Raw genomic sequence first — 23,261 nt, 5'->3', positions numbered from 1 at the left:
GTCCGCAAGCGGCCGAGTTACTTTCTTTTGTCAAAAGCGACAAAAGAAAGGTAACCAAAGAAAAACGCTTTTTGTGATTCAAGGGCCCGCAAGCGCGGAGCGGACGCAGGCATGCGCCACACGAGACATCCTGTCTCGGTGGCGCACGGCGCACATCCATGTGCACCGCCCTACGGGTGTGCGTTTGCTAACGCGAGTTACAAGCCTCGCAGCGCTGGAAGGTAGGCGCGACTTCGGATTCGAACCCATCCAAAGCGTGGATTCGCCAGCACCAGCAGTGACGCTGACAGAGCCATAAGGCATAACAGGTGGCCGATTGGATCGCGACTGCGTTTCAGATTGCAGCGCCAATGCGGACCTCGCGAGCACTCGCCCCTTCGCGTCGTATTCGGCCTACAGCCCACGCAAACACCCAGCGCGCTCGCGCTTGTGCTGCAATACCAGCCGCCGCGGGAGGCGGTGCTGGAGCGGGGAAGAGCAGTGTCGAAATTCGCAAGCAGGTATGCGGCCGTACTGGCCACGCTGATCGCCGCGCCGGTCGCGGCGCAAACGATCAAGCCCGGCGCCGGAGCACCGATGCCGGCCGGCTGTCCCGTTGGCGGGCCGTCGCAGCCGACGCCGAAGTACCCGATGGAGGTTTACGGCGCCGCCGGCCGGGTGACCCTGGTGTTGGACATCGACCGCTGCGGCCAGGTCGATCAGGTCTGGATCGAGACCGACTCGGGCTACGCGGCGCTGGACCATGCAGCGGTCGAGACCGCGAAAGACTGGCGCTTGAGCCCCGAGTATCGCGACGGCGCCGCGGTGCCGTCGCGGGTGCGGCTGCCGGTCGACTTCGCCCGGCCCACGCCGCAGCAGATGGCCGACTATCACGCCCGAGCGCAGGCCGAATGGGACCGGGTCTGGCCCCTCGCCCAGGTGCCGGAAGTGACCGCCGCGCGCGACGGCAGCCTCGACGGCTACCTGCCCGATGCCTTGCCGATGGATGCGGGCAGTGCGACCGAGCTGATGATCAAGGCGCGTCGCGACGGTCACGAGGCGCCCGGTGGCGAGTTGGGTTGGCCGGCGCTGCGCATCAGCGACGATCGCGGCGCGTTTCAGTGGCTGTTGATCGAAGACAGCCATCCGGCCGCGCCCTCGCTGATCCGCCAGCGTCTGGTCAGCGACGGCAAGAAGTCGTTCTACGCCAGCCGGATGCTGTGCGGCGCGGCGAAGCCGTCGGACTGCGCGAAGCTGGAACGGATGGTGCGCGACTGGCCGCGCCAGTACCCGGGCGCGCCGATGCCGAAGCAGTTGTCGGCGGAGCCGCCATTGCCGCCGAGGCAGACCCCGTCGAAGCGTCCGCTGGGCCCCTCGCGGTTGGTCCCGGAGAATCCGGAAGCGCCCACCGATCCGGCGGCGCGTCCGGCGTGGCGGCGCGGCTGAGCGATCGGACCACCGGTGCCGGCCGATCAATCGAGCCGGCGAATTCGCGCGTTCTCTGCGAGAATTCGCACCATGCAACGCACTCTCGCCGACTGGCTCTCCCACATCGAACGCATCCACCCCAAGTCCATCGACATGGGGCTCGAGCGCATCCGCGACGTCCACCAACGCCTGGGCCTCACGCGCCCGGGCAAGAAAGTGATCATCGTCGGCGGCACCAACGGCAAGGGCTCGACGGTGGCCTTCATCGAGGCGATCGCGCGCGCCGCGGGCCGCCGCGTCGGCGCCTACACCTCGCCGCATCTGCTGGCCTACAACGAGCGCATCCGCATCGACGGACGCGATGCGGACGATGCCGATATCGTCGCCGCGTTCGAGGCGATCGAAGCCGCGCGCGGCGAGGTCGTGCTGACCTATTTCGAATACGGCACCCTGGCGGCGCTGTGGTTGTTCGAACGGGCCAAGCTGGATCTGGCGATTCTGGAGGTCGGCCTGGGCGGGCGCCTGGACGCGACCAATATCGTTGATCCGGACGTGGCGGTGATCACCACGGTCGATCTGGACCATCAGGATTATCTGGGCGACGACCGCGAGGCGATCGGTTTCGAAAAGGCCGGGATCGCGCGCGCCTGGAAGCCGCTGGTGCTGGGCGACGACGATCCGCCGTCGAGCGTGCTCGGCCATGCCTATGCGATCGGCGCCTCGGCGGTGCGCGCGGGCTGCGATTTCTTCTTCGAATCGACGCCGGGAACCGATCACTGGCGCTGGCGCGAGGTCGGCTATCGGGTCGAACTGCCAGCGCCTGCGTTGGCCGCGCCCGCGCAGCGGCGCAATGCCGCGGTCGCGATCGCCGCGTTGCGGGCGCTGCGGCCATCGCCGACCCGCTTGCAGTTCGCCGAGGGCGTCGCCGCGGCGCGGGTGCCGGGGCGGTTGCAGCGGTTCGAGCGCGACGGGGTCGAGATCGTGGTCGATGTCGGCCACAACCCGCAGGCCGCGCGAGAACTGGCGGCGTGGTTGCGGGCCGCGCCGACGACCGGGCGGGTGCGGGCGGTGTTCGCCGCGCTCGGCGACAAGGACGTGGTCGGCGTGGTCGACGCGCTCGCGGAGCAGGTCGACGATTGGTATATCGCCGGATTGGCCGACAGCGGCCCGCGCGGAATCGATGTGGATGCGTTCGCCGAACGCTTGAGGGGTAGCGCGGCGGGCGAGGGCCAGCGGCATGCCGATGTCGCCACGGCGCTGCGGGCGGCGCGGGCGCAGGCGGGCGAGGGCGAGGGCGATCGGATTGTGGTGTTCGGGTCGTTTCATACCGCGGCGGCGGCGTTGGCGTGGTTGGGGGCGGACTGAGTCCGGCGCTTTCACGAACGACGATTCGGCGAATGCTTCCCCTGTAGGAGCGGCGTGAGCCGCGACCAACCGAAGTCACGTACGCAAGCGCCCCCGTCCGAAGGCAATTCACTGCGAGCATTCGGAGCGAGAGCTTGCCGGGCGCTACGGCTTCGGTGGGTTGAGTGGTATTCGGCCACTTCGGTTGGTCGCGGCTCGCGCCGCTCCTACAGGGGCTGCCGCGGCATCGCATCGCCGTTAAAAACGACGTCTGGCACGCCCCGTTATCCTGAATACAACGCTCCGACCCGGCCATGTACACCGGACCGATGCCCACTCGGGGGTATAATTCGCGCCGGCATCCGGCCTTGAGAGTGATCGAGTAGCGATGGAACCTGCCCTGAAACAGCGATTGATCGGTGCGATGGTGTTGGTCGCGCTGGCGGTGATCTTTCTGCCCATGCTGATCAAGGGGCCGGCGCCGGCAAGCGGCGCCTCCGACGTGCCGCTGACCCTGCCCGACCAGCCGCAAGGCAGTGGCGAGCTCGAAACCCGCGAACTGCCGCTGGTCATCCCGGGCGATGCGCCCCACGGCGGCGTGGTCGGCATGGATCATCCCGCGCCCGCCGCCGAACAGACGCCCGCTGGCGACGGCCAGACCCTGCCGACCGTGGACACCGCGGCCGGCAACCAGGGCATGCTGCCGGCGTCCACCGCCGGTGGCGATTACGCGGTCAGCTTCGGCAGCTACGCCAGCGCCGGCGATGCCGACCGGGTGATCGCCGCGCTGCAGGCCGCGCGCCTGCCGGGCTATCAGGAAACCGTCGCCAGCGCCGCCGGCCGCACCGTGTACCGGGTCCGGATCGGACCGTTCGCAACCCAGGCCGACGCCGAGTCCGCGCGCCTGAGTTCGGCGAAGGTCCGCAACGACATCGGCGCCAAGGTCGTGGTCCTGAACGCCGACGCCGCCGATCCGGCGCTGAGCACGCCCGCGGCCGCCGCGTCCAAGCCGGCGGTCAGCGCGCCGCAGCCGCTGGCCGAAAGCAAGCCGGCCAAGCCCACGCCGCTGCCGCCGACGCCGGCCAAGCCCGAACCACCCAAGCCGGTCGCCGCCAAGCCGGCCGAGGTAAAGCCCAAGCCGGCCGAACCGATCAAGCCGGACACCAAGCCGGTCGCCGCCAAACCAGCGGAAACCAAACCGGCCGCACCCAAGCCGGCCGCCGCGGCCACCGGTTTCGCCGTGCAACTGGGCGCCTTCGGCAACGCCGAAGAAGCCAACAAGCTGCGCGACCGCGCGCGCGCCGCCGGATTCAGCGCTTTCGTCGAACAGGTCCGCACCGACAAGGGCACGCTCAACCGCGTGCGCATCGGTCCGGTGGTCAACCGTGCCGACGCCGACAAGCTCAAGGCCCAGGTCGCGAGCAAGCTCGGGGTCGGCGATGCCTTGGTCAAACCGCATCCGTGATCGGCGATCGCGGCGCGCAGCCAGGGCGGTCGCGGCGGTGAGCCGCGAGCGGAAACACTAAGGAGCGGCACGCTATGACGGCATTGGATTGGGGTTTGTTGTTGATCGTCGGGCTGTCGGCGATTTTGGGCATGGCCCGCGGCCTGATCGGCGTGGCGGTGTCGCTGGCGGCGTGGCTGCTGGCGGGCGTCGGCGCGTTCCTGTTCGGCGGCGAAGTCGGCCGCAGCCTCGGCGACGGCCAGATGGGCTGGGCCTCGTACATGGGCGGCTATGCGCTGGCGTTCGTGGCGATCTGGATCACGGTGGGGCTGATCGGCCTGGTGATCCGCCGGATCGCGCATTCCTACGGTCTGTCGGAGATGGACCGGTTGATGGGCCTGGGCCTGGGCGCGATCCGCGGCCTGATCTTCGCCTGCGCCTTGCTGGTGACCCTGGGCATGACCACGCTGCCGCGCGAACGCGCCTGGCGCGAGTCCAGCCTCGCCGCGCTGCTGATGCCGGGCGCCAAGCTGATGCGCAGCGGTTTGCCGGACGCGATGGCGCGCAAGGTCGATCTGGAAGGGCGCGGCACCTCGTTGCAGGCGACCGTGCAGTCCGAGGCGAAGAGCCTGGAGAAGAGTCTGAAACAGCAGGTGCCGCAAGGGCTGCCCGGCATGGGCGGCCTCGCGGGCGGTGGCGGCGGCGGTGGGCTGGCCGATCTGATCCCGGCCGGGATGAGCGGCGGCCAGAACAACCAAGACACCGGCGGGCCGCGCGACATCGCGTTGCCGCAGCCGCTGCCGGAAGAACAGGCCTCGGGCGGAGGTTTGCAGGATCTGCTGCCCGGCGCGATGCGCGATCTGTTGCCGCGCGGCGCCGGCAGCCAGGGCGCGGCGAACCGCACCCAGGGCGATCCGGCCCGGGTCGACGCGCAGAAACAGCAAGACGACAAACGCGTGAATTGAGCCACGCAGCGGCCACGGACGGCGGACGTATCGCAGCACTCGGCGAGGGATGGGTATCGCTCCTCGTCGCCCGCATTTGGCAGTAACCGTTGTTCGCAACCCGGCTTCATCAATCGTTCCGCAACGCGCGCCGTCCACGGCAATCTTTCCGGCGCGCCACGCATCATCGACATCTCAGCAGGATTCAAGCGCTATGTGCGGCATTCTCGGTATCGTCGGCAACACGGATGTCGCCGCTCAGCTCTACGACGGTCTTACGGTGCTGCAGCATCGCGGCCAGGACGCGGCCGGCATCGCCACCGCCGACGGCGCGCGCCTGCGCGTGCACAAGGGCAACGGCCTGGTCAGCGACGTGTTCGACGAAAAGGCCATGCGCCTGCTCGAAGGCCGCGTCGGCATCGGCCATTGCCGCTACCCGACCGCCGGCAGCGAAGGCTCCGACGAAGCGCAGCCGTTCTACGTCAACTCGCCGTTCGGCATCGCCCTGGCCCACAACGGCAACCTGATCAACACCGACATGCTGCGGCGCGAGGTGTTCGAACAGGACCGCCGCAACGTCAACACCGAATCGGATTCGGAAGTGCTGTTGAACGTGTTCGCGCACGAACTGGACCGCCAGCGCGTGCTCACCCCCGAGGCCGCGTTCGGCGCGATCGAGGGCGTCAACCGTCGCTGTATCGGCGGCTACGCAGTGGTCGCCACCGTGCTGGGCCTGGGCCTGGTCGCGTTCCGCGATCCGCACGGCATCCGTCCGCTGGTGCTGGGCAAGCGCAACACCGGTGGCCAGGACGAATACGCGATCGCTTCGGAATCGGTGGCGCTGGACCTGCTCGGCTTCGAGCGTCTGCGCGACGTACGTCCGGGCGAGGGCATCGTGATCAACGCGCGCGGCGAGCTGTTCTCGCGCCAGTGCGCGCAGCCGCGCCAGCACGCGCCGTGCATTTTCGAATACGTCTACTTCGCCCGTCCCGACTCGATGATGGACGACGTGTCGGTGCACAAGGCGCGCATGCGCATGGGCCAGACCCTCGGCGAGAAGATCCAGCGCCTGCGTCCGGACCACGACATCGACGTGGTGATCCCGATCCCCGACACCTCGCGCGATTCCGCGCTGGAAATCGCCAACACCCTGGGCGTGAAGTACCGCGAAGGCTTCATCAAGAACCGTTACGTCGGCCGCACCTTCATCATGCCCGGGCAGGGCGAGCGGGCGAAATCGGTGCGGCGCAAGCTCAATCCGATTCCGCTGGAATTCCGTAACCGTGTCGTGCTCTTGGTCGACGATTCGATCGTGCGCGGCACCACCTCGCGCCAGATCGTGCAGATGGCGCGCGACGCAGGCGCGCGCAAGGTGTATCTGGCCTCGGCCGCGCCGCCGGTGCGCTTTCCGAACATCTACGGCATCGACATGCCGTCGACCGACGAACTGGTCGCGCACGGCCGCACCGACGACGAAGTGCAGGCGCTGCTGGGTTGCGACTGGCTGATCTATCAGGACCTCGACGCGCTGGAACAGGCGGTGTCCGGGCCGAAGCACCGCATCGATCATTTCGATTCGTCGTGCTTCAACGGCGAGTACGTCACCGGGGTGGAACCTGGCTATTTCGAGCGCATCCAGCAACTGCGCTCGGACGACGCCAAGAAGACCCGACGCGCGTCGTAAGCGCGCGCCGGCCATGCTCGACTCGGGTTCGCTGTTCGACGCCGCACGCGCCTGCCTGGACGCGGCCACGCCGCAGGCCAAGGTCGAGCTGACCTTCGCCTGCGCGCAAGCCTACGCGCGCGGCGAACTGACCACGCCGCTCGACGCGCCCGCGCCCGAACCGATCCGCATGCCCGGCCGCCCCGCGCGGCCGGCGCTGGTGCATCCGCGCGAACTGCCCAAGCGCGGCTTCGGCACCGCCGAGGGCCGCGCCGCGTTCGTGCATGCGATCGCGCACATCGAATTCAACGCCATCGACCTGGGCTGGGACGCGATTTACCGCTTCCGCGGTCTGCCGGCGCAGTTCTATGCCGACTGGGTCGGCGTGGCCAACGACGAAGCGCGTCATTTCAGTCTGCTGCGCGCGCGCTTGCAGGAACTGGGTTACGACTACGGCGATTTCGACGCGCACAACGGCCTGTGGGAAATGGCCGAGAAGACCGCGCACGACGGCCTGGCGCGGATGGCGCTGGTGCCGCGCGTGCTGGAAGCGCGCGGGCTCGACGTGACCCCGGGCATGATCGTCAAGCTGCGTTCGCTCGGCGACAGCGCGACGGTGGCGATCCTGGAAACGATCCTGCGCGAGGAAGTCGGCCACGTCGCCGCCGGTTCGCGCTGGTACCGCTGGTATTGCGAGCGCGCCGGCATCGACCCGGCGCCGCGTTTCCGCGAGCTGCTGGGCGAATACGCGCGCGCGGTGCTGTATGGGCCGTTCAATTTCGAAGCGCGCAGCGCGGCGGGCTTCGACGACGAGGAACTGCGCATGCTGGAAGCGTTCGTCGAACGCTAGAGGCCGGATCGCCGCGTCGGACCGCTCGGTCGGACTGCCTCGCAATGCAAAGCCGGCTCCCTGGGGCCTGTGCCATCGTCGGCCTTCCATCAAAGGGAAGGGGGATGGCATGAGTCGTCATGGAATATGGGCCGCCGCGCTGCTGTGCGCCGCGGCCGGACCGGTGTGGGCGCAGCCCGCGTCGTTGAGCGCGCAAGATTACGCGCGCGCCGAGAAAGTGCTGGACTACAACCTCAAGGGTCAGCTTAAGAACGCGGAGATCGTCCCGCATTGGTTGGCCGACGGACGCCTGTGGTATCGCCGCGACGGCGAACAGGGCGCGCAGTACATCCTGGTCGATCCGAACGCGCGCAGTCGCGAGCCTTTGTTCGATCCGGCGCGGATGCGCGAGGCGCTCCGCGCGGTTCTGCCGTCCGCCGCCGAACGCGTACCCGAGCCGATTTCGGTCGCCGTGGAAGCCGGCGTATTGCACGCGCGTTTCGCCGGCGATGCGATGCAGCAGTTGTCCTGCGATGTCGTCGCCAACCAATGCCGCGCGATTGCGGCGAACACACCCGACCCGCTGTGGCTGCGATCGCCCGACGGGCGCCACGCGGTGTTCGTGCGCGACCACAACCTGTGGCTGCGCGATCTCGACAGCGGCCGCGAGCGCGCCCTGACCCGGGACGGCGAAGCCTACTACGGCTACGGCGTGCTGCCCGATCTCGCCCTGCACGCGGTGCCGTCGCGGCAGGGGCGATGGAAGGTGCCGCCGTTCGCGGTCAACTGGTCGCCCGACGGCAAGCGCCTGTTCGGTTCGCGTTTCGACGAACGCAAGGTGCAGCCGTATCCGATGCTGGCGATGGCGCCCGAGCGCGGCCATCGGCCGGAGTTGTACAACATCCGCCTGAGCCTGTTCGGCGACGCCGAGCAAGCGCGGGCCGAATGGTTCTCGGTCGATGTCGACGGCGCCGGCGAGGTTCGTCGCATCACCGCGCCCGAAGGCTGGTCGCCGGTGATCGAGGCCGATATTTTCGGATGGTCGGCCGACAACCGCCGTGTCTATGCTTCCATCGCCCATTACGGCCGTCCGGCGCGCATGCGCCTGGTCGAACTCGATCTGGACACCGGCCGTTCGCGTGACGTGCTGGAAGAAACATCCGCCACCCGCGTGCAGGTCAACGACTTTCTCTACAACCGCGCCGCGGTGCGGGTGTTGAGTCGCAGCAATCAGGTCGTGTGGTTTTCCGAGCGCGACGGTTGGGGCCATCTGTACCTGCACGACTTGCGCGACGGCCGCCCGATCCGTCGCCTGACCTCGGGCGAATGGTTGGTGCGCGACCTGATCGGCGTCGACGAAACCCGGCGCATGGCGTACTTCACCGCCGGCGGCCGCGAAGCCGGCGATCCGTATTTGCGCCGTCTGTACCGCGTGTCACTCGATGGCGGCGACCCGGTGCTGTTGACGCCGGAGGTCGCCGATCACGCGCTGGAGGTCGGCGCGAGTGCGATCCTCGGCGGTGACGGCATCGATCTGCTATCGCCCTCGGGCGATTACGTGATCGACAACTTCTCAACCCTGGATACCGCGCCGCGCACCGTGTTGCGATCGACCCGCGACGGCGCGATCGTGCTCGACCTCGAGCGCGCCGACACCTCGAAGGTGATCGCCGCTGGTTGGCGCGCGCCGCAACGGGTCGCGCTCAAGGCCGCCGACGGTCGCACCGATCTCTACGCGACCGTGTACTTTCCGCCCGGGTATTCGGCGAAGACCGCCAAGCCCAAGCAATACCCGGTCATCGACGCGTTCTACGGCGGCCCGCAAGTGACCAACGCACCGGTCGGCATGGCCGAAGCGGTGTCGGCGACCAATCCGATTTCGCGATCCAGCCTAGCCGCGTTGGGCTTCGTGGTGGTGACCATCGACGGGCGCGGCACGCCCGGACGGTCGCAGGCCTTCCACGATGCGAGCTTCGGCGCGTTCGCCGATCCGCAGATCGACGATCACGTCGCCGCCATCGGCGAACTGGCGCGGCGCTATCCGGGACTGGACCTGCAGCGCGTCGGCGTCTACGGCCATTCCTTCGGAGGCTACAGTTCGGCGCGCGCGATTCTGCGTCGTCCCGAGTTCTACAAGGTCGCGGTGTCCTCGGCCGGCAGTCACAACTACCAGGGCATGTACTCCAGCCTCAACGGCATGGAACGGCTGCTGGCCGGTCAGGTCGACTACGGCAACGGCCGCACCGTGCGCCCGACACCCGAGGCGATTCCGCAAAATTACCGCGACCTCGACAACGCCACCCTGGCGCAGAACCTGCGCGGCAAGCTCATGCTGGTGTATGGCGACCTGGACGAAAACGCATTGCCGGCGGTGACCGCGCAACTGTCCGAGGCCTTGATCCGCAACAACAAGGATTTCGATCTGCTATACCTGCCGAATCAGAATCACGAATTGTTCCGCAACGACGCGTACTACACCCGGCGCATGTGGGACTACTTCGTCGAGCATCTGATGGGGGTGAAGCCGCCGGTGGGCTACAAGCTGGCGCCGCCGCCGAAGTCGGGTGGGGGTGGATACTGAGGCGAGCATGCATGTCTATTGATCACAACTCGGTCCAGAAATTTTTCCGTTCGGTCACGCGCGAGCAAAGTCCGGCCGAGGTTGAACGCGCGCTTTCGATATTCATGTGCCGCTGTCTGATGACGATCCGCGATTTGTTACCGCGGCTCGGTCAGGATGCTTTGGATCTGGCTGGCTCGTATTGGCTCGAGGGAAAGGGCGAAATCAGCGCCCTGGATGCCGCGAGTGAGTCTTGTTGGAAGTACTTGATCGCTAAAGGGCGTGGCATCGACGTTCTTGATAAAGAAGACGCGGCGATGCGGGCGCTGATCTGTGTTCTTGGTCAGGGCGATAGCGTCGAGGATTCTGCTGATTCGCTGGAATGGTTCGTAAACATGTTTGAACGGCTCGGATGGCGCTACTCCGGGCGGTTCAATGAGCAGCTTAGAGTGGTTTGATGCGTGGTCTGGAACTGGCGGAGGTTCAGTTGCGCGAGGGCGCTGCGATGAATCAGAAAGACTATCCACACGCGGTAGATTGCGCCTGGAGCGCATCCGATGGACGCGGATTTGTAGGGGTTTTCATCGCCGCCGGGGAAGGACCGATTCCGGCGCAAGCTCTGCGCGGAGACTTCTTTCCTATCGAGGAAGTGGAAGACAGAGTGCTGCGCCTGAGCATTCGGCCCGGTCAGGCGGTGACGAACTTGAGCGACGCGCCTGACCCCCGTTCTTATATGGCGCTCGCGCAGCGGGGGTGTTCGTATACGACTGGACGGATTTCACGAGTATCAAAGGGCCATTGAACGCCTACGAATTGCTCGCCAGGCCACTGCTGCCGATTACCTGTACCGATCTGCCTATTGAATTGCGCGAGGTCGCGCAGGCCGTGAGGTTTGCCGACGTGTGCTTCGCTGACTCAAGCCTGGTCACAGTGAAATAGCTTTAGCGATTGCATTGCGCCGCAGCGCGTCATGCTGGAGCCAAGCTGGGTAAAGTCCGGGCGTTTGAGTTATGCGATCTTCCTCTATACCTACCTGGGGAAGGGGATGGCATGAAACGATGGGCGATCTGGGTCGCGGTCGCATGCGCCGCGATGTCCGCTGTCGGTCAGACGCAGCCGTTGGCGTTATCCGATGCCGATTATGCGCGCGCCGAGCGCGTGCTGGATTACAACCTCAAGGGCCGGATCAGGAATGCGACGGTCGCGCCGCAGTGGCTCGCCGACGGCCGCTTTTGGTATCGCCGCGATGGCGAGAGCGGGGCCGAATACGTGTTGGTCGACCCAGTCCGCGCCGAGCGCCGGCCGCTGTTCGACGCGGCGCGATTGGGCGAGGCGATGCGCGCCGCGCTGCCGGCGGCGACCGCGGCGCCCGAACTGCTGTCGCTGCATTTGGAAGGCGAAGCGTTGCGTGCGCGCTTGCGTGGCGCGGCCGCTCGCGAACTGGATTGCGATCTGCGCACGTATCGTTGCGAAGCCGTGGCGACCACGCCCATCGATCCGGGCTGGCTGTTGTCGCCCGACGGCAGTCGCGCGGTGTTCGTGCGCGAAAACAATCTGTGGCTGCGCGATCTGCGCAGCGGCGCCGAGCGTGCGTTGACTTCGGATGGCGAAGACCATTACGGCTATGGCGTGCAGCCCGATTTCGCGATGCGCGGCGTGCAGCGCCGGCAGGGCCGCGGCCAGACCCGGCCGTACGCGGTGTCGTGGTCGCCCGACGGTCGCTATCTGTTCGGCCTGCGTTTCGACGAACGCAAGGTGTTGCCGTATCCGTTCGTCGCGCTCGCGCCGGAGCATGGCTTTCGCCCGGTCGCCTACGAGTTGCGCCTGACTCTGCCGGGCGATCGCGAGCCGGCGCGCGACGAATGGTTCGCGGTCGATGTGGAGGCCGGCGCTGCGCGTCGCATCGCGATTCCGGGCGGGTGGAATGCGATGCGCGAAGCCGGCGTGTTGGGCTGGTCGCGGGACAATGGCCGGGTGTTTGCCGCGATCGCCAACGATGGGCGGCCGACGCGTGCGCGCATGGTCGAGATCGGGTTGCGCGACGGCGTCGTGCGCGAAGTGCTTGAGGAAACCTCGGACACCCGCGTACAGGTCAACGATTTCCTGACCCGTCCGGCCGCGGTGCGCGTGCTCGCCGCGAGCGATGAAGCGGTGTGGTACTCCGAGCGCGACGGCTGGGGGCATCTGTATTTGTACGATCTGCGCGACGGCCGATTGATTCGTCGCCTGACCGCCGGCGATTGGGCGGTGCGCGAGGTGATCGGGGTGGACGAACGCCGCCGCCGCGTGTATTTCACCGCGGGCGGCCGCGAGCCGGGCGATCCGTATCAACGTCGCTTGTATCGCGTGTCGCTCGACGGCGGCGAGCCGACTTTGCTGACCGCGGAGCAGGCCGATCACGACATCAATGACGCCGGCGGCGGCTTCGCACCGAGCGGCGCGGCCGATCCCTTGTCGCCGTCGCGCGAGTATGTGGTCGATACCTATTCCACCCTCGATCAGGCGCCGCACAGCGTGCTGCGCTCGACCGAGGACGGCGCGGTGATCGCCGAACTTGAACGCGCCGATGTGTCCGCGGTGGCCGAGGCCGGCTGGCTGCCGCCGCAACGGCTCAAATTCAAGGGCGCCGACGGTCGCACCGATGTCTACGCGACGGTCTACTTTCCGCCGGACTACGCGCCCGAACGCGCCAAGCCCGGCCAATACCCGATCATCGACGCGATCTACGGCGGCCCGCAGGTGACCAATGCGCCGGTGGCCTATGTCGAAGCGACCGCGGCGATCAATCCGGTCTCGCGTTCCAGTCTGGCGCGACTGGGCTTCGTGGTGATCACCATCGACGGACGCGGCACGCCGGGTCGTTCGCGCGCGTTCCACGATGTCAGCTACGGGCTCAATCACGACACCCAGATCGACGATCACGTCGTCGCGATCGAGCAACTGGCCGCGCGTTATCCCGGCCTGGATCTGCAGCGCGTCGGCATCTACGGCCATTCCTTCGGCGGCTATTCCTCGACCCGCGCGATCCTGCGCCGGCCGGAGTTCTACAAGGTCGCGGTGTCGTCGGCCGGCAATCAGAATTTCCAGGGCATGTATTCCGGCGGCGTGCTGGGTCTGGACCGGCTGCTGACCGGCCCGCTGGATTACGGTAACGGCGAGCGTTTACGGCCGGCGCCGGACGCGGTGCCGGCGGTGTATCGCGCCTTCGACAACGCCAGCCTGGCTGATCGTCTGCAAGGCAAGTTGCTGCTGGTGTACGGCGATCTCGACGAGAATGCTTATCCCGCCGTGACCGTGCAGCTGACTTCGGCGCTGATTCGCGCCAACAAGGACTTCGATCTGTTGTATCTGCCGAATCAGGATCACGAGTTATTTCGCAACGATCCGTATTACACACGGCGGATGTGGGACTACTTCGTCGAGCATTTGATGGGCGTCAAGCCGCCGGTGGGCTACAAGCTGGCGCCGCCGCCGAAGGCGGGTGAGGGCGGGTACTGAGGCGCATTAAGTCGACGGTTACGCGATCGTCCGCGAGACCGTCGCGCGAAAGCACGCGGTGGTTTGCGCGCCGGGAGTCGCGGTTTCAATGACCGCGGCTCTCGGATAAAGTCGAGCGCGCGTACGCATTCCACGCTGGGCGGTTTGACTCGGGAGACGGAACTCTTATGAACAGATATTGGACCCTGCTGGCGGGATCGAGCTGCTTGAGCGTGTTACTGAGCCAATGCGGCGAAGGTCGCTCATGAAATAGGAGGCGCCATGCAACGATTGGTCAAGATGCATCGGCTGTTTTTTTGGAGCGCCTTGAAGGCAGTGTCCGGACTCTGCCTGTTTGTGGGCACGGTTGTTTCTTGCTTCGCAGTCCGAAGCTTCGTCCTTGGGGACGGCGATTACGGTGTCGCAGTGCTTCCGTTCTTGCTTGTTTATATCGGCATGTGCCTGATTGTTTGGAAAGTATCGGGAAAGATGTTGTCCCGGGCGAAGGCGATGCCCTGAGAGGGATTCGTGACATCGTGGTTATTAACGATTCTTCATGACGCAGAGCCTGGGGTGTGGGCAGGCTAGCCATTTGTCCGAGGCACTTCCTCACTCGCCGCCACAGCCACCTGGGCGGCTTCAGTCCCGAGGCCTTTGAACGTGCCTTACTTTGAGGCTGGCGAGTGTCTTAAATTTCTGGGCAGTCCATAACGCCCTCGGCTTGTTTCACGGCAAACGCGATTTGCTCTTCGCTGAACTTCGACTTCTTCATGGCGATGGGCCTCCTTGGGCCTGAGTGCCGCCGAATCTTCTAGTTTTGGCTGGTCCCGATTAGCGGGGGACGTCACGATCGCGAGCGACAACGCACAGACTTCTCGCCATCGCAGCGCGCCGCCCCCTTTTCCAAAGGGGGCCAACTACCGCGCGCTTCGCGAAGAGCGACATCCTTCGAGTACTAACGTATCGCTTCGCTCCAGGTCACAGCCCGTATCCGGCACAGCTCACTCTCTGGCGACGCAAACTGACGCCGATCTGAAATATCCCTTTCACACGTCACCCACAGACTTCCGGGCTTCGCTCTCAAGCCGCCCAGAGTGATTCACGCAGCGGATTCTGCAACGCGTGCGGCGGCACTCTCTCCCAATGGAAGTTCCCCATGACGACGAAGACGACGCTCCTCGCCGCCTCGATACTGTTTGGTCTGTACGCAGGCAACGGCCGCGCCGCCGAAGCCGCCAACCTCGCCAGTTCTGCCGAATCCACCAGCGCCAGCGCCGATGCCGGCAAAGACGCCACCACGCTCGACGTCGTATCGGTGGTCGGCACCGGCCAGACCCGCCAGGTGCAGGCGCTCGGCAAGGCCGATTTGCAACGCGAAGCGGCCGGCACCAGCCCGCTCAAGGTCATGGCCAAGCTGCCCGGCGTGCATTTCCAGAGCTCCGATCCGTGGGGCAATTACGAATGGTCGAGCAAGCTGAGCATCCGCGGCTTCTCGCAGCAGCAGCTCGGCTTCACCCTCGACGGCATTCCGCTCGGCGACATGAGCTATGGCAATCACAACGGCTTGCACATCAGCCGCGCGATCACCGCCGAGAATCTGTCCGGCGCCGAACTCTCGCAAGGCAGCGGCGCGATCGATACCGCGTCCTCGGGCAACCTCGGCGGCACCTTGCGTTTCTTCAGTTCCGATCCGTCCGCCGACTTCGGCGTGCGCCTGGCCCAGACCATCGGCAGCGACGCGACCAGCCGCACCTACGCGCGCCTGGACACCGGCGATCACGACGGCTGGAGCGCTTACCTGAGCGGCGTGTTCCACACCACCGACAAGTGGAAGGGCGAAGGCCCGCAGCGCAACAGCCAGTTCAACGGCAAGTTCGTCTACAGCGGCGAAGATTTCAGGATCACCGGCTTCGCCGATTCCTCGCGTCGTCGCGAAACCGACTACGCCGACCTGTCGCTGGAATCGGCCAAGCGCCTGGGCATGGACTGGGACAACTACGCCAAGGACTGGCAGCGCGCGATCGACGCGGCCAACGGCACTTTCCGCGGCGGCGTGACCAGCCTGGACGATGCGTACTACATCGCCCGCGGCGTGCGCGATGACGATCTGGCTTATCTGAGCGCGGAGTGGAACCTCAACGCCGATGTGACCCTCGCGGCGACGGCGTACTACCACAACAACGAAGGCCAGGGCCATTGGGCCACGCCGTACGCGGTCTCGCCGACCGTGCCGCTGCGCATGCGCACCACCGAGTACGACATCGAGCGCACCGGTTTGATGCCGAGCCTGACCTGGCAGATCGGCAACCACCGCCTGCAGGCCGGGCTGTGGCTGGAGAAGAACGATCACGGCGTGCAGCGCAATTTCTATGACCTCAACCGCAACGAACCGCCGGACGAGATCTTCTTCTACCGCAACCCGTCCGCGCGGGTGTTCCGCCAACGTTTCGACACCGACACGCGCATGTACTACGTGCTCGATCACATGGAGTTCGCCGACGGCCGCCTGGCCGTGGATGCGGGTTTCAAGGGGTTGAAGGTCGAGACCGACGGCAAGACCCTGATCGGCGGCGCCAGCCGCGCCAGCGGCAAGCTGGTGTCGGAAGACAACTTCCTGCCACAGCTCGGCGCGCGCTGGCAGTTGAGCGAGCATGAGGAAATCTTCGGCTCCTACAGCGAAAACCTGTCGGCGTTCCGCACCGGCGTCAACGGCCCGCATTCGACCTCGCAGGCCGCGTTCAATGCCGCCGTCGGCACGCTGGAACCGGAAACCTCCAAGACCTTCGAAGCCGGCCTGCGCACCAGCCGCGACCAGATCGAGGCCTCGGTCGCGGTGTACCGGGTCAACTTCGAGAACCGCCTGCTGGCGATCGCGCGTTGCGCCGGCATCGTCGGTTGCGCGTCGAGCTTCGCCAACGTCGGCGACGTGGAAAGCCGCGGCGCGGAGATCACCGTGCTGTGGAAGCCGTTCGCCGGTTTCAGCTGGTATCACTCGCTGGCGTTCAACGATTCGCAGTACGAGTCGGACTATCTCGACGGCACCACCCTGGTGCGGACCAAGGGCAAGCAGGCGGTCGATGCGCCCAAGCGTCTGTACGCGACCGAGCTGCGCTGGGACCACGACGGCCTGCAATTGCAGCTCGGCGCCAAGTACACCGACAAGCGTTATCTGACCTACCTCAACGATTCGCACGTGTCGGGGTTCTGGGTGGTCGATGCGTCGGCGTCGTACGAATGGAAGGACATCGCCTGGGCGGACGCGTTCAAGCTGCAGTTGAACCTGACCAACCTGTTCGACAAGGAATACTTCGGCAGCATCGGCACCAACGGTTTCGTCGCCTCGGATCCGAACGGGCTGAACTACACCCTGCAGTCGGGCGCGCCGCGTCAGGCCTTCCTGACCGCGGAAGTGCGGTTCTGATCGATGCGGTCATGGTCGATACGGCTGTGATAGATACGGCTGTGATCGATGTGGCGCGATCGGCGCAAACCTGAGCGATGACATCACCCGCGTGCATTGATGGCACGCGGCCGCGAGCAGCGAACGCCCGGCACCGTCCGGGCGTTCGTGTGTGTGGCCGCAATACCCCTCGTTCGGCATGGCGAAAACTCGTTAGGATTCGTCCGGGGACGCGAACGTCGGGGGCCGCATGGGTATCGGGTTTCAGGTAGTCAGCACGCCGTGGAAGCGGCGCATGTGGGCCAAGCCCAGCGTGCCGGCCTTGCTGCGCGAATTTCAGCGCACCTACCTCGAGGCGCTGCCCGAGCCGGTGCTGCGCGAGCGCCTGCAGGTGTGGCAGTGCGAGCACGGCGCGACCCTCGCCTGGCATCCGGCCGAGGAGGGGCTGTCGATCGAGTTGCTCGCCGACGGCAGCCTGCTCGCCAGCGCGCGCACCAATACGGTCGGGCCGGGGTATCACGCGTTTCTGCTCGACGTGCTCGATCGCATCGCCGCGCAGTGGGGCCTGCGCTGGCGTTGGGACGACGACGACGCCGCCGCGGGTTACGGCGACGAGACCGGCTATGCGAATGGCCGCGATCTGACCCGACTGCAGGCCGAAATGGCGATCTGGTTGCGGCAGGTGGCCGGACTGTTGTTGCAGCGGCGCGATGCGCAGGATCTGTTCGTGTCGATGCCGATCGGGCCGATGCCCCGCATCGGCGATTTCGTCGGTTCGCCGATGGGGATCTGGAGCGAGCAGCGTTTCGAGCGCATCGCCGCGAGCGAAGCCGAGGCGCTGGCCGCGGCCAGCGAATTCTTTCCGTGGTGGCAGCCGGGTTTCGGCGCCGATTTCTGGGGCGGGCTGGCGCGCGTGGGCGTGTGGTGCGACGTGAACTGGGTCGGTCCTCGCGATCAGGCCGAGCGCGACGTGTTGCGGCGCGTGCTCGACAGCGATCGCCGCGCGAGCGCGATCGATCCGCGCCGCGCGCTCGAAGCCGAGGTGCGCGACGAACTGCAATGGCTGCTTGAACGCGGCGCGGAAATCGAACTGCCGCAGCGCGAGGGGCCGGGTTATAAGCGCCTGCCGACCCGGCATGCGCTGTACGGCGGCCCGTGGAGCGTCGAGGTGCCGGGGCATTTCAAGGAACAGCAGCTCAACGACGGCAACAATCTGCAATACGTCGGCGACCGGCGCGCGGTCTATGTCAGTTCGCTGAGCATCGCGGCCGCCGACGGCAGCCTGCCGCCCGCGGCGGAGCTGCTGGAAACGGCCAATCGCGACGGTCCGGCCGATCTGGCCTGGACCCAGGACGAGATTCTGGCCACTGGGCGCTGGGAAGAAGACGCCGAAGCGAGCGTGCGGCATCTGTACGCGGCCTGCGCGGTGGATGGCCGGGTGCTGCTGCTGACCATCAGCGACGAACTCGACGCGTCGCGCGAGTGGGCCGAAGCGGTCGCGCGTTCGGTGCGCTGGGCGCCGCCTGAAGAGTAGGTGGCGGCCGTCATGGGCTGGCGATTCGACGGCGAATGCGCGGCGCTGGTTTCAGCCCAGCGTCTGCAACTGCATGCCGTCGCGATCGACCCGCAGCACCGAGCCCTGTTCGTACCAATCGCCAAGCACGATGCGGGTGCGTGAGCGCCCACCGACCTCGAGCGTATGCACGGCCGGCCGATGGGTGTGGCCGTGGATGATCGTGTCGATGCCGTAGCGGGCGAAGGTTTCGACGACCGTATCCGGGGCGACATCGGTGATGGTTTCCATGCGCCCGTCGTCCTTGAGCCCGGCCTGATGCGCCTTGCTCGCCGCGCGCGCCTGTTGCGCGAACGCCAGCCGCGCCGCCAGCGGCTGGGCCAGGAACTGCGCCTGCCAGGCCGGATGCCGGGTCTGCGCGCGGAACTGCTGGTAGGCGACATCGTCGGTGCACAGCAGATCGCCGTGGCCGATCAGCACCGGCTGGCCGTACAGCACGATCACCGACGGATCGGGCAACAGGCGCATGCCGGCGCGCGCGGCGTAGTCGGCGCCGAGCAGGAAGTCGCGATTGCCGCGGATGAAGAACACTGGGACGCCGCTGTCCGCGAGCGCCTTGAGTTCGCTGGCGACGAAGGCGCCGGTGTCGGACGGGTCGTCGTCGCCGACCCAGGCTTCGAACAGGTCGCCGAGGATGTACAGCGCGTCGGCCTCGCGCGCCTCGCCGCGCACGAAGCGGCCGAACAGTTCGGTGATCCGCGGACGCTCTGCGTCGAGGTGGAGGTCGGAAATGAAGAGGGTCGTCATGGCGGCTAGTCTAAAACACCGCGCCATTGCGGCGCGGGTAAGCGCTCACAAGACTCGTTTCGTATGGGCCGAAAGCCTTGCGGGCCAGCGCTTTCGCGATGGCGCGGGCGCCCGGCCGCGGCGTCGCGCGGCCGTTGCCGCCATCGCCACCGCCAGTCCGTTAAAATGCGCGATTCCCCGATCCACCCGAGCCCCGCATGACCCGCACCCGTTTCGCCCCCAGCCCCACCGGTTACCTGCACATCGGCGGCGCGCGCACCGCGCTGTACTGCTGGCTGGAAGCGCGCCGCGCGGGCGGCCAGTTCATCCTGCGGATCGAGGACACCGACCGCGAGCGCAGCACCCAGGCCGCGATCGACGCGATCCTGGAGGCGATGCAGTGGCTGGGCCTGGACTACGACGAGGGCCCGATCTATCAGACCCATCGCCTCGATCGTTACCGCGAGGTCGCCGAGCAGATGGTCGCGGCCGGCACCGCGTACTACGCCTACGAGAGCAAGGACGAGCTGCAGGCCGCGCGCGAAGCGGCCGAGGCGGCCAAGGAGAAGCCGCGTTACAACGGCGCGTACCGCGATCGCAACGAGCCGTATCGCGACGATCCGAACCGGGTGATCCGGTTCAAGAATCCGCTCGACGGCACGGTGGTGCTGGAGGACAAGGTCAAGGGCCGGATCGAGATCGCCAACAGCGAGCTCGACGATCTGGTGATCTTCCGCGCCGACGGCTATCCGACCTACAACTTCGCCGTGGTCGTCGACGATCTGGACATGGGCATCACCGATGTCGTGCGCGGCGACGATCATGTCAACAACACTCCGCGCCAGATCAACATCTACAAAGCGCTGGGCGCGCCGGTGCCGCATTTCGCCCATCTGCCGATGATTCTCGACCACGAGGGCAAGAAGCTGTCCAAGCGCACCGGCGCGGCCGATGTGATGCAGTACCGCGACGAGGGTTATCTGCCGCACGCGCTGCTCAATTACCTGGTCCGCCTGGGCTGGTCGCACGGCGATCAGGAAATCTTCTCGATCGAGGAGATGACCGCGCTGTTCCAGTTGTCCGACGTCAATTCCAGCCCTTCGCGCCTGGATGCGGCCAAGCTGGGATGGATGAATCAGCAGTACCTCAAGAGCGACGATCCGGTTGAGGTCGGCAAGCACCTCGAATGGCACCTGCTCAACAACGGTTATGACTTGAGCAGCGGTCCGGCTGCGGCCGACGTGGTGATCGCGCTGCGCGACCGGGTGCAGACGCTCAAGGACATGGCCGAGCGCGCGGCGGTGTGGTATCGCCCGCTGGAGACTTACGACGATGCCGCAGTCGCCAAGCACCTCAACGCCGCCGCGCAGGCACCGCTCAGCGAAGCGCGCGCGCGTCTGGCCGCGCTGAGCGAATGGAGCGCCGACAAGGTTTCGGCGGCGCTGCACGAGGCCGCTGAAGCGTTGGGCCTGGGCATGGGCAAGGTCGCCCAGCCGCTGAGGGTGGCGATCACCGGCACCCAGGTCAGCCCGGACATCTCCCACACGGTGTACCTGGCCGGCCAGGCCGGGGCCTTGCAACGCATCGACGCCGCCCTTACTAAGATCCCTGCGTAGGTTCAACCGCGCCGCGACCACGGAGTCCGCAATGAGCACCAGCCACGCCTGCACCGATCCCCAACACCACGTCCACGACGGCGACGCCTTCGTGCATGAGGTCGAGCGGGCCTGCGAGCAACGCGGGCTGCGGCTGACGCCGATCCGCGCGCACGCCTTGCGCCTGATCGCCGCGGCCGGCAAGCCGATGAAGGCTTACGACCTGCTCGATCAGATGAAGGCCACCCACGACGCCGCGGCGCCGCCGACGATTTATCGCGCGCTGGATTTCCTGCTCGAGCACGGCTTCATCCATAAGCTCGCGTCGATCAACGCCTTCGTCGGCTGCCATCATCCGGGCGGCGCCCAGCATGCGGTGCCGTTCCTGATCTGCGACAACTGCCAGTCGGCGATGGAGCTGGAAGACGAACGCATCGTCGACCTGCTCGAAAGCCGCGCGCGCGCGCTGGGTTTCGTGCCGCAGGCGCAGACTTTGGAAGTGCATGGGTTGTGCGCGGATTGCGTTGAGGCGAAAGCGGCGCAGGCTTGAAGCGGTGAGCGAGGCGGAGCTTGCATAAGCCTCTTATAAGTTACGGCTGCACAGGCGTCTTAGCTTGCTCGGAATTTCGCACAATGCTGTGTCAGATGGCGTAAAGAGCCGCAACGGTCGCTTCGACAACGTATTCGCCGATCGACTGCGGCGCGCTGTCTAACCGCGGCAACTCGCGTATCGACGAATCACCACGAGAATTCGCCCCCTTTGAAAAAGGGGGCTGCGCCCTGCGTTGCTTGAAGTCCGATCGTCGCCGATTGGCGCGGGGGATTCGCTTTTCGCGGCAGTACGCGGCGATCTGATCGCAAGAGCAAATCCCCCCTGGCCCCCCTTTTTCAAAGGGGGGAATCGGTAGGGGGGGGCATGGGTGGGGTTCATTGCGTGCTCGACCTCCAATGCCGAGCATCGAATCATCACCCCGAATCCCGAATCCCGAATCCCGAATCCCGAATCCCGAATCCCGAATCCCGAATCAAGCCGCCGCCAACCCACCCACCCGCACCGGTCGCGCCTCGCGAATCGGCAGATTCGCCAGCGCCGCGATCAGCGCCAACGCGATATCGGCGTACCACATCCAGCTATAGTCGCCGAACTTGGCCATCGCCAAGCCGCCCAGCCAGGCGCCGAAGAAACCGCCGGTCTGATGCGACAGCAACGTCAGCCCGAACAACGTGCCCAGATAGCGCGGCCCGAACAGTTTGCCGACCAGGCCGGCAGTCGGCGGCACCGTCGCCAGCCAGGTCACGCCCAGGCCCGCGGCGAACAGGTAGAAGGTCAGCGGCGTCGGCGGCGAGATCAGATAGATCGCGATCATCGCGGCGCGGCTGGCGTACATCAGCGCGAGCAGATGCTTCATGCGGTAGCGCTGGCCGAGCCAGCCCGCCGCCAGACTGCCGGCGACGTTGAACAAACCGATCAAGGCCAGCGCCATCGCCGACACGTTGTCCGACAGCCCGCACAACGCGATCTCGCCGGGCAGATGGGTGACCAGGAAAGCGATGTGGAAGCCGCAGGTGAAAAAGCCCACGTGCAGCATCCAGTAGCTGCGATCGCGCAAGGCGATGCGCAGTTGCTCGCGCAGGCCGATGCCGGGCGCGGCGGCGGGCGTGGTCGCCGACGGCACGACCGGCTCGGCGCGGCGTCGCAACGGCCAGGCCAAGGGCAAGGTAGCGACCGCGGCCACGGCCAGCGTCCACATCGCCGCCATCCAGCCCGCCGCGGCGATCACCGCCTGCACCAGCGGCGCGAATACGAACTGGCCCAGCGAGCCGCCGGCGTTGATCACCCCGGCCGCCATCGAACGCTTCTCGGCCGGCAGGCGTTGCGCGGTCGCGCCGATCAGGATCGAGAAACTGCCCGCGCCCGCGCCGGCCGCGCCGAGCAGGCCCAGGGTGACGATCAATCCCCATTGCGAAGACACCAGCGGCGTCAGCGCCATGCCGGCGATCAACAGCACGCCGCCGAACACCAGCACCCGCCCGGGCCCGCGCTGATCGGCGAGCGCGCCGAACACCGGCTGCACCGCGCCCCACACGAACTGCCCGATCGCCAGTGCGAAACTGATCTCGGCGATGCCCAGGCCGGTGCTGTGACCGATCGGCTTGATCAGCAGCCCCTGCGATTGGCGGATGCCCATGGTGATCATCAGCATCGCGGTGGCGGCGAGCAGCAGCGGCCAGTAGGAGGCGGGCTTGGGGCCAACAGACGCGGTGGGGGTGGGGCTCATGGGGATCTCGGCGGTGGCTG

16 protein-coding genes are annotated in these 23,261 nt (G+C 66.7%); 14 read left to right on the top strand and 2 right to left on the bottom strand.

Going from position 1 to position 23,261, the window contains the following annotated elements; all coding sequences use genetic code 11:
* Positions 1–480 precede the first annotated feature (480 nt).
* The 12 genes from AC3A4T_RS03045 to AC3A4T_RS02990 all read left to right on the top strand — a co-directional run bounded on the left by AC3A4T_RS03045 (position 481) and on the right by AC3A4T_RS02990 (position 18,602).
* Entirely contained in the window at positions 481–1,425 is a 945-nt protein-coding gene (locus AC3A4T_RS03045) for an energy transducer TonB (RefSeq protein ID WP_487674018.1), read from the top strand.
* A gap of 63 nt (positions 1,426–1,488) precedes the next feature.
* Positions 1,489–2,772 carry a bifunctional tetrahydrofolate synthase/dihydrofolate synthase gene (gene folC / locus AC3A4T_RS03040; RefSeq protein WP_487674040.1) on the top strand — a complete coding sequence of 428 codons (1,284 nt, stop codon included), beginning with the start codon at positions 1,489–1,491 and terminating at the stop codon, positions 2,770–2,772.
* 367 nt (positions 2,773–3,139) lie between these two features.
* Positions 3,140–4,216: an SPOR domain-containing protein gene (locus AC3A4T_RS03035; protein ID WP_487674017.1), complete on the top strand. Its 1,077-nt coding sequence runs from the start codon at positions 3,140–3,142 to the stop codon at positions 4,214–4,216.
* Positions 4,217–4,290: 74 nt separating this feature from the next.
* Positions 4,291–5,160, top strand: coding sequence for a CvpA family protein (locus AC3A4T_RS03030; protein ID WP_487674016.1), 870 nt, complete (start codon positions 4,291–4,293; stop codon positions 5,158–5,160).
* A gap of 193 nt (positions 5,161–5,353) precedes the next feature.
* Positions 5,354–6,823 carry an amidophosphoribosyltransferase gene (gene purF, locus AC3A4T_RS03025; protein WP_487674015.1) on the top strand — a complete coding sequence of 490 codons (1,470 nt, stop codon included), beginning with the start codon at positions 5,354–5,356 and terminating at the stop codon, positions 6,821–6,823.
* 13 nt (positions 6,824–6,836) lie between these two features.
* The gene (locus AC3A4T_RS03020) at positions 6,837–7,652 is read left to right on the top strand and encodes a ferritin-like domain-containing protein (RefSeq protein ID WP_487674014.1); all 816 of its coding nucleotides are present in this window, start codon (positions 6,837–6,839) and stop codon (positions 7,650–7,652) included.
* 109 nt (positions 7,653–7,761) lie between these two features.
* Complete coding sequence (locus AC3A4T_RS03015; RefSeq protein WP_487674013.1) at positions 7,762–10,212, top strand: S9 family peptidase; 2,451 nt, start codon at positions 7,762–7,764, stop codon at positions 10,210–10,212.
* An 11-nt stretch (positions 10,213–10,223) separates the two neighbouring features.
* Positions 10,224–10,649 (top strand): hypothetical protein, encoded by a 426-nt coding sequence (locus tag AC3A4T_RS03010; protein ID WP_487674012.1) that lies wholly within the window; start codon positions 10,224–10,226, stop codon positions 10,647–10,649.
* Positions 10,650–11,241: 592 nt separating this feature from the next.
* Positions 11,242–13,689: a S9 family peptidase gene (locus AC3A4T_RS03005; RefSeq protein WP_487674011.1), complete on the top strand. Its 2,448-nt coding sequence runs from the start codon at positions 11,242–11,244 to the stop codon at positions 13,687–13,689.
* A 261-nt stretch (positions 13,690–13,950) separates the two neighbouring features.
* Positions 13,951–14,187 carry a hypothetical protein gene (locus tag AC3A4T_RS03000; protein ID WP_487674010.1) on the top strand — a complete coding sequence of 79 codons (237 nt, stop codon included), beginning with the start codon at positions 13,951–13,953 and terminating at the stop codon, positions 14,185–14,187.
* A gap of 637 nt (positions 14,188–14,824) precedes the next feature.
* A complete protein-coding gene (locus AC3A4T_RS02995) occupies positions 14,825–17,089 on the top strand; it encodes a TonB-dependent receptor (RefSeq protein ID WP_487674009.1) in 2,265 nt (754 codons plus the stop codon).
* Between the two features lie 229 nt (positions 17,090–17,318).
* The gene (locus tag AC3A4T_RS02990) at positions 17,319–18,602 is read left to right on the top strand and encodes a hypothetical protein (RefSeq protein ID WP_487674008.1); all 1,284 of its coding nucleotides are present in this window, start codon (positions 17,319–17,321) and stop codon (positions 18,600–18,602) included.
* 51 nt (positions 18,603–18,653) lie between these two features.
* Here AC3A4T_RS02990 and lpxH read toward each other — a convergent pair whose 3' ends face one another.
* Positions 18,654–19,388, bottom strand: coding sequence for a UDP-2,3-diacylglucosamine diphosphatase (gene lpxH, locus AC3A4T_RS02985; RefSeq protein ID WP_487674007.1), 735 nt, complete (start codon positions 19,386–19,388; stop codon positions 18,654–18,656).
* 197 nt (positions 19,389–19,585) lie between these two features.
* Between lpxH and gltX the strand changes: the two genes are divergently transcribed.
* The gene (gltX, locus tag AC3A4T_RS02980; protein ID WP_487674006.1) at positions 19,586–20,983 is read left to right on the top strand and encodes a glutamate--tRNA ligase; all 1,398 of its coding nucleotides are present in this window, start codon (positions 19,586–19,588) and stop codon (positions 20,981–20,983) included.
* Positions 20,984–21,014: 31 nt separating this feature from the next.
* On the top strand, positions 21,015–21,512 hold the full coding sequence (locus tag AC3A4T_RS02975; protein ID WP_036114650.1) for a transcriptional repressor: 498 nt from the start codon (positions 21,015–21,017) through the stop codon (positions 21,510–21,512).
* A 475-nt stretch (positions 21,513–21,987) separates the two neighbouring features.
* Here AC3A4T_RS02975 and AC3A4T_RS02970 read toward each other — a convergent pair whose 3' ends face one another.
* Entirely contained in the window at positions 21,988–23,241 is a 1,254-nt protein-coding gene (locus AC3A4T_RS02970) for an MFS transporter (protein WP_487674005.1), read from the bottom strand.
* Between the last annotated feature and the right edge of the window lie 20 nt (positions 23,242–23,261).

The organism is Lysobacter sp. Soil_N_51, from assembly GCF_057655755.1.
This window is presented reverse-complemented; position numbering and strand designations above follow the sequence as displayed.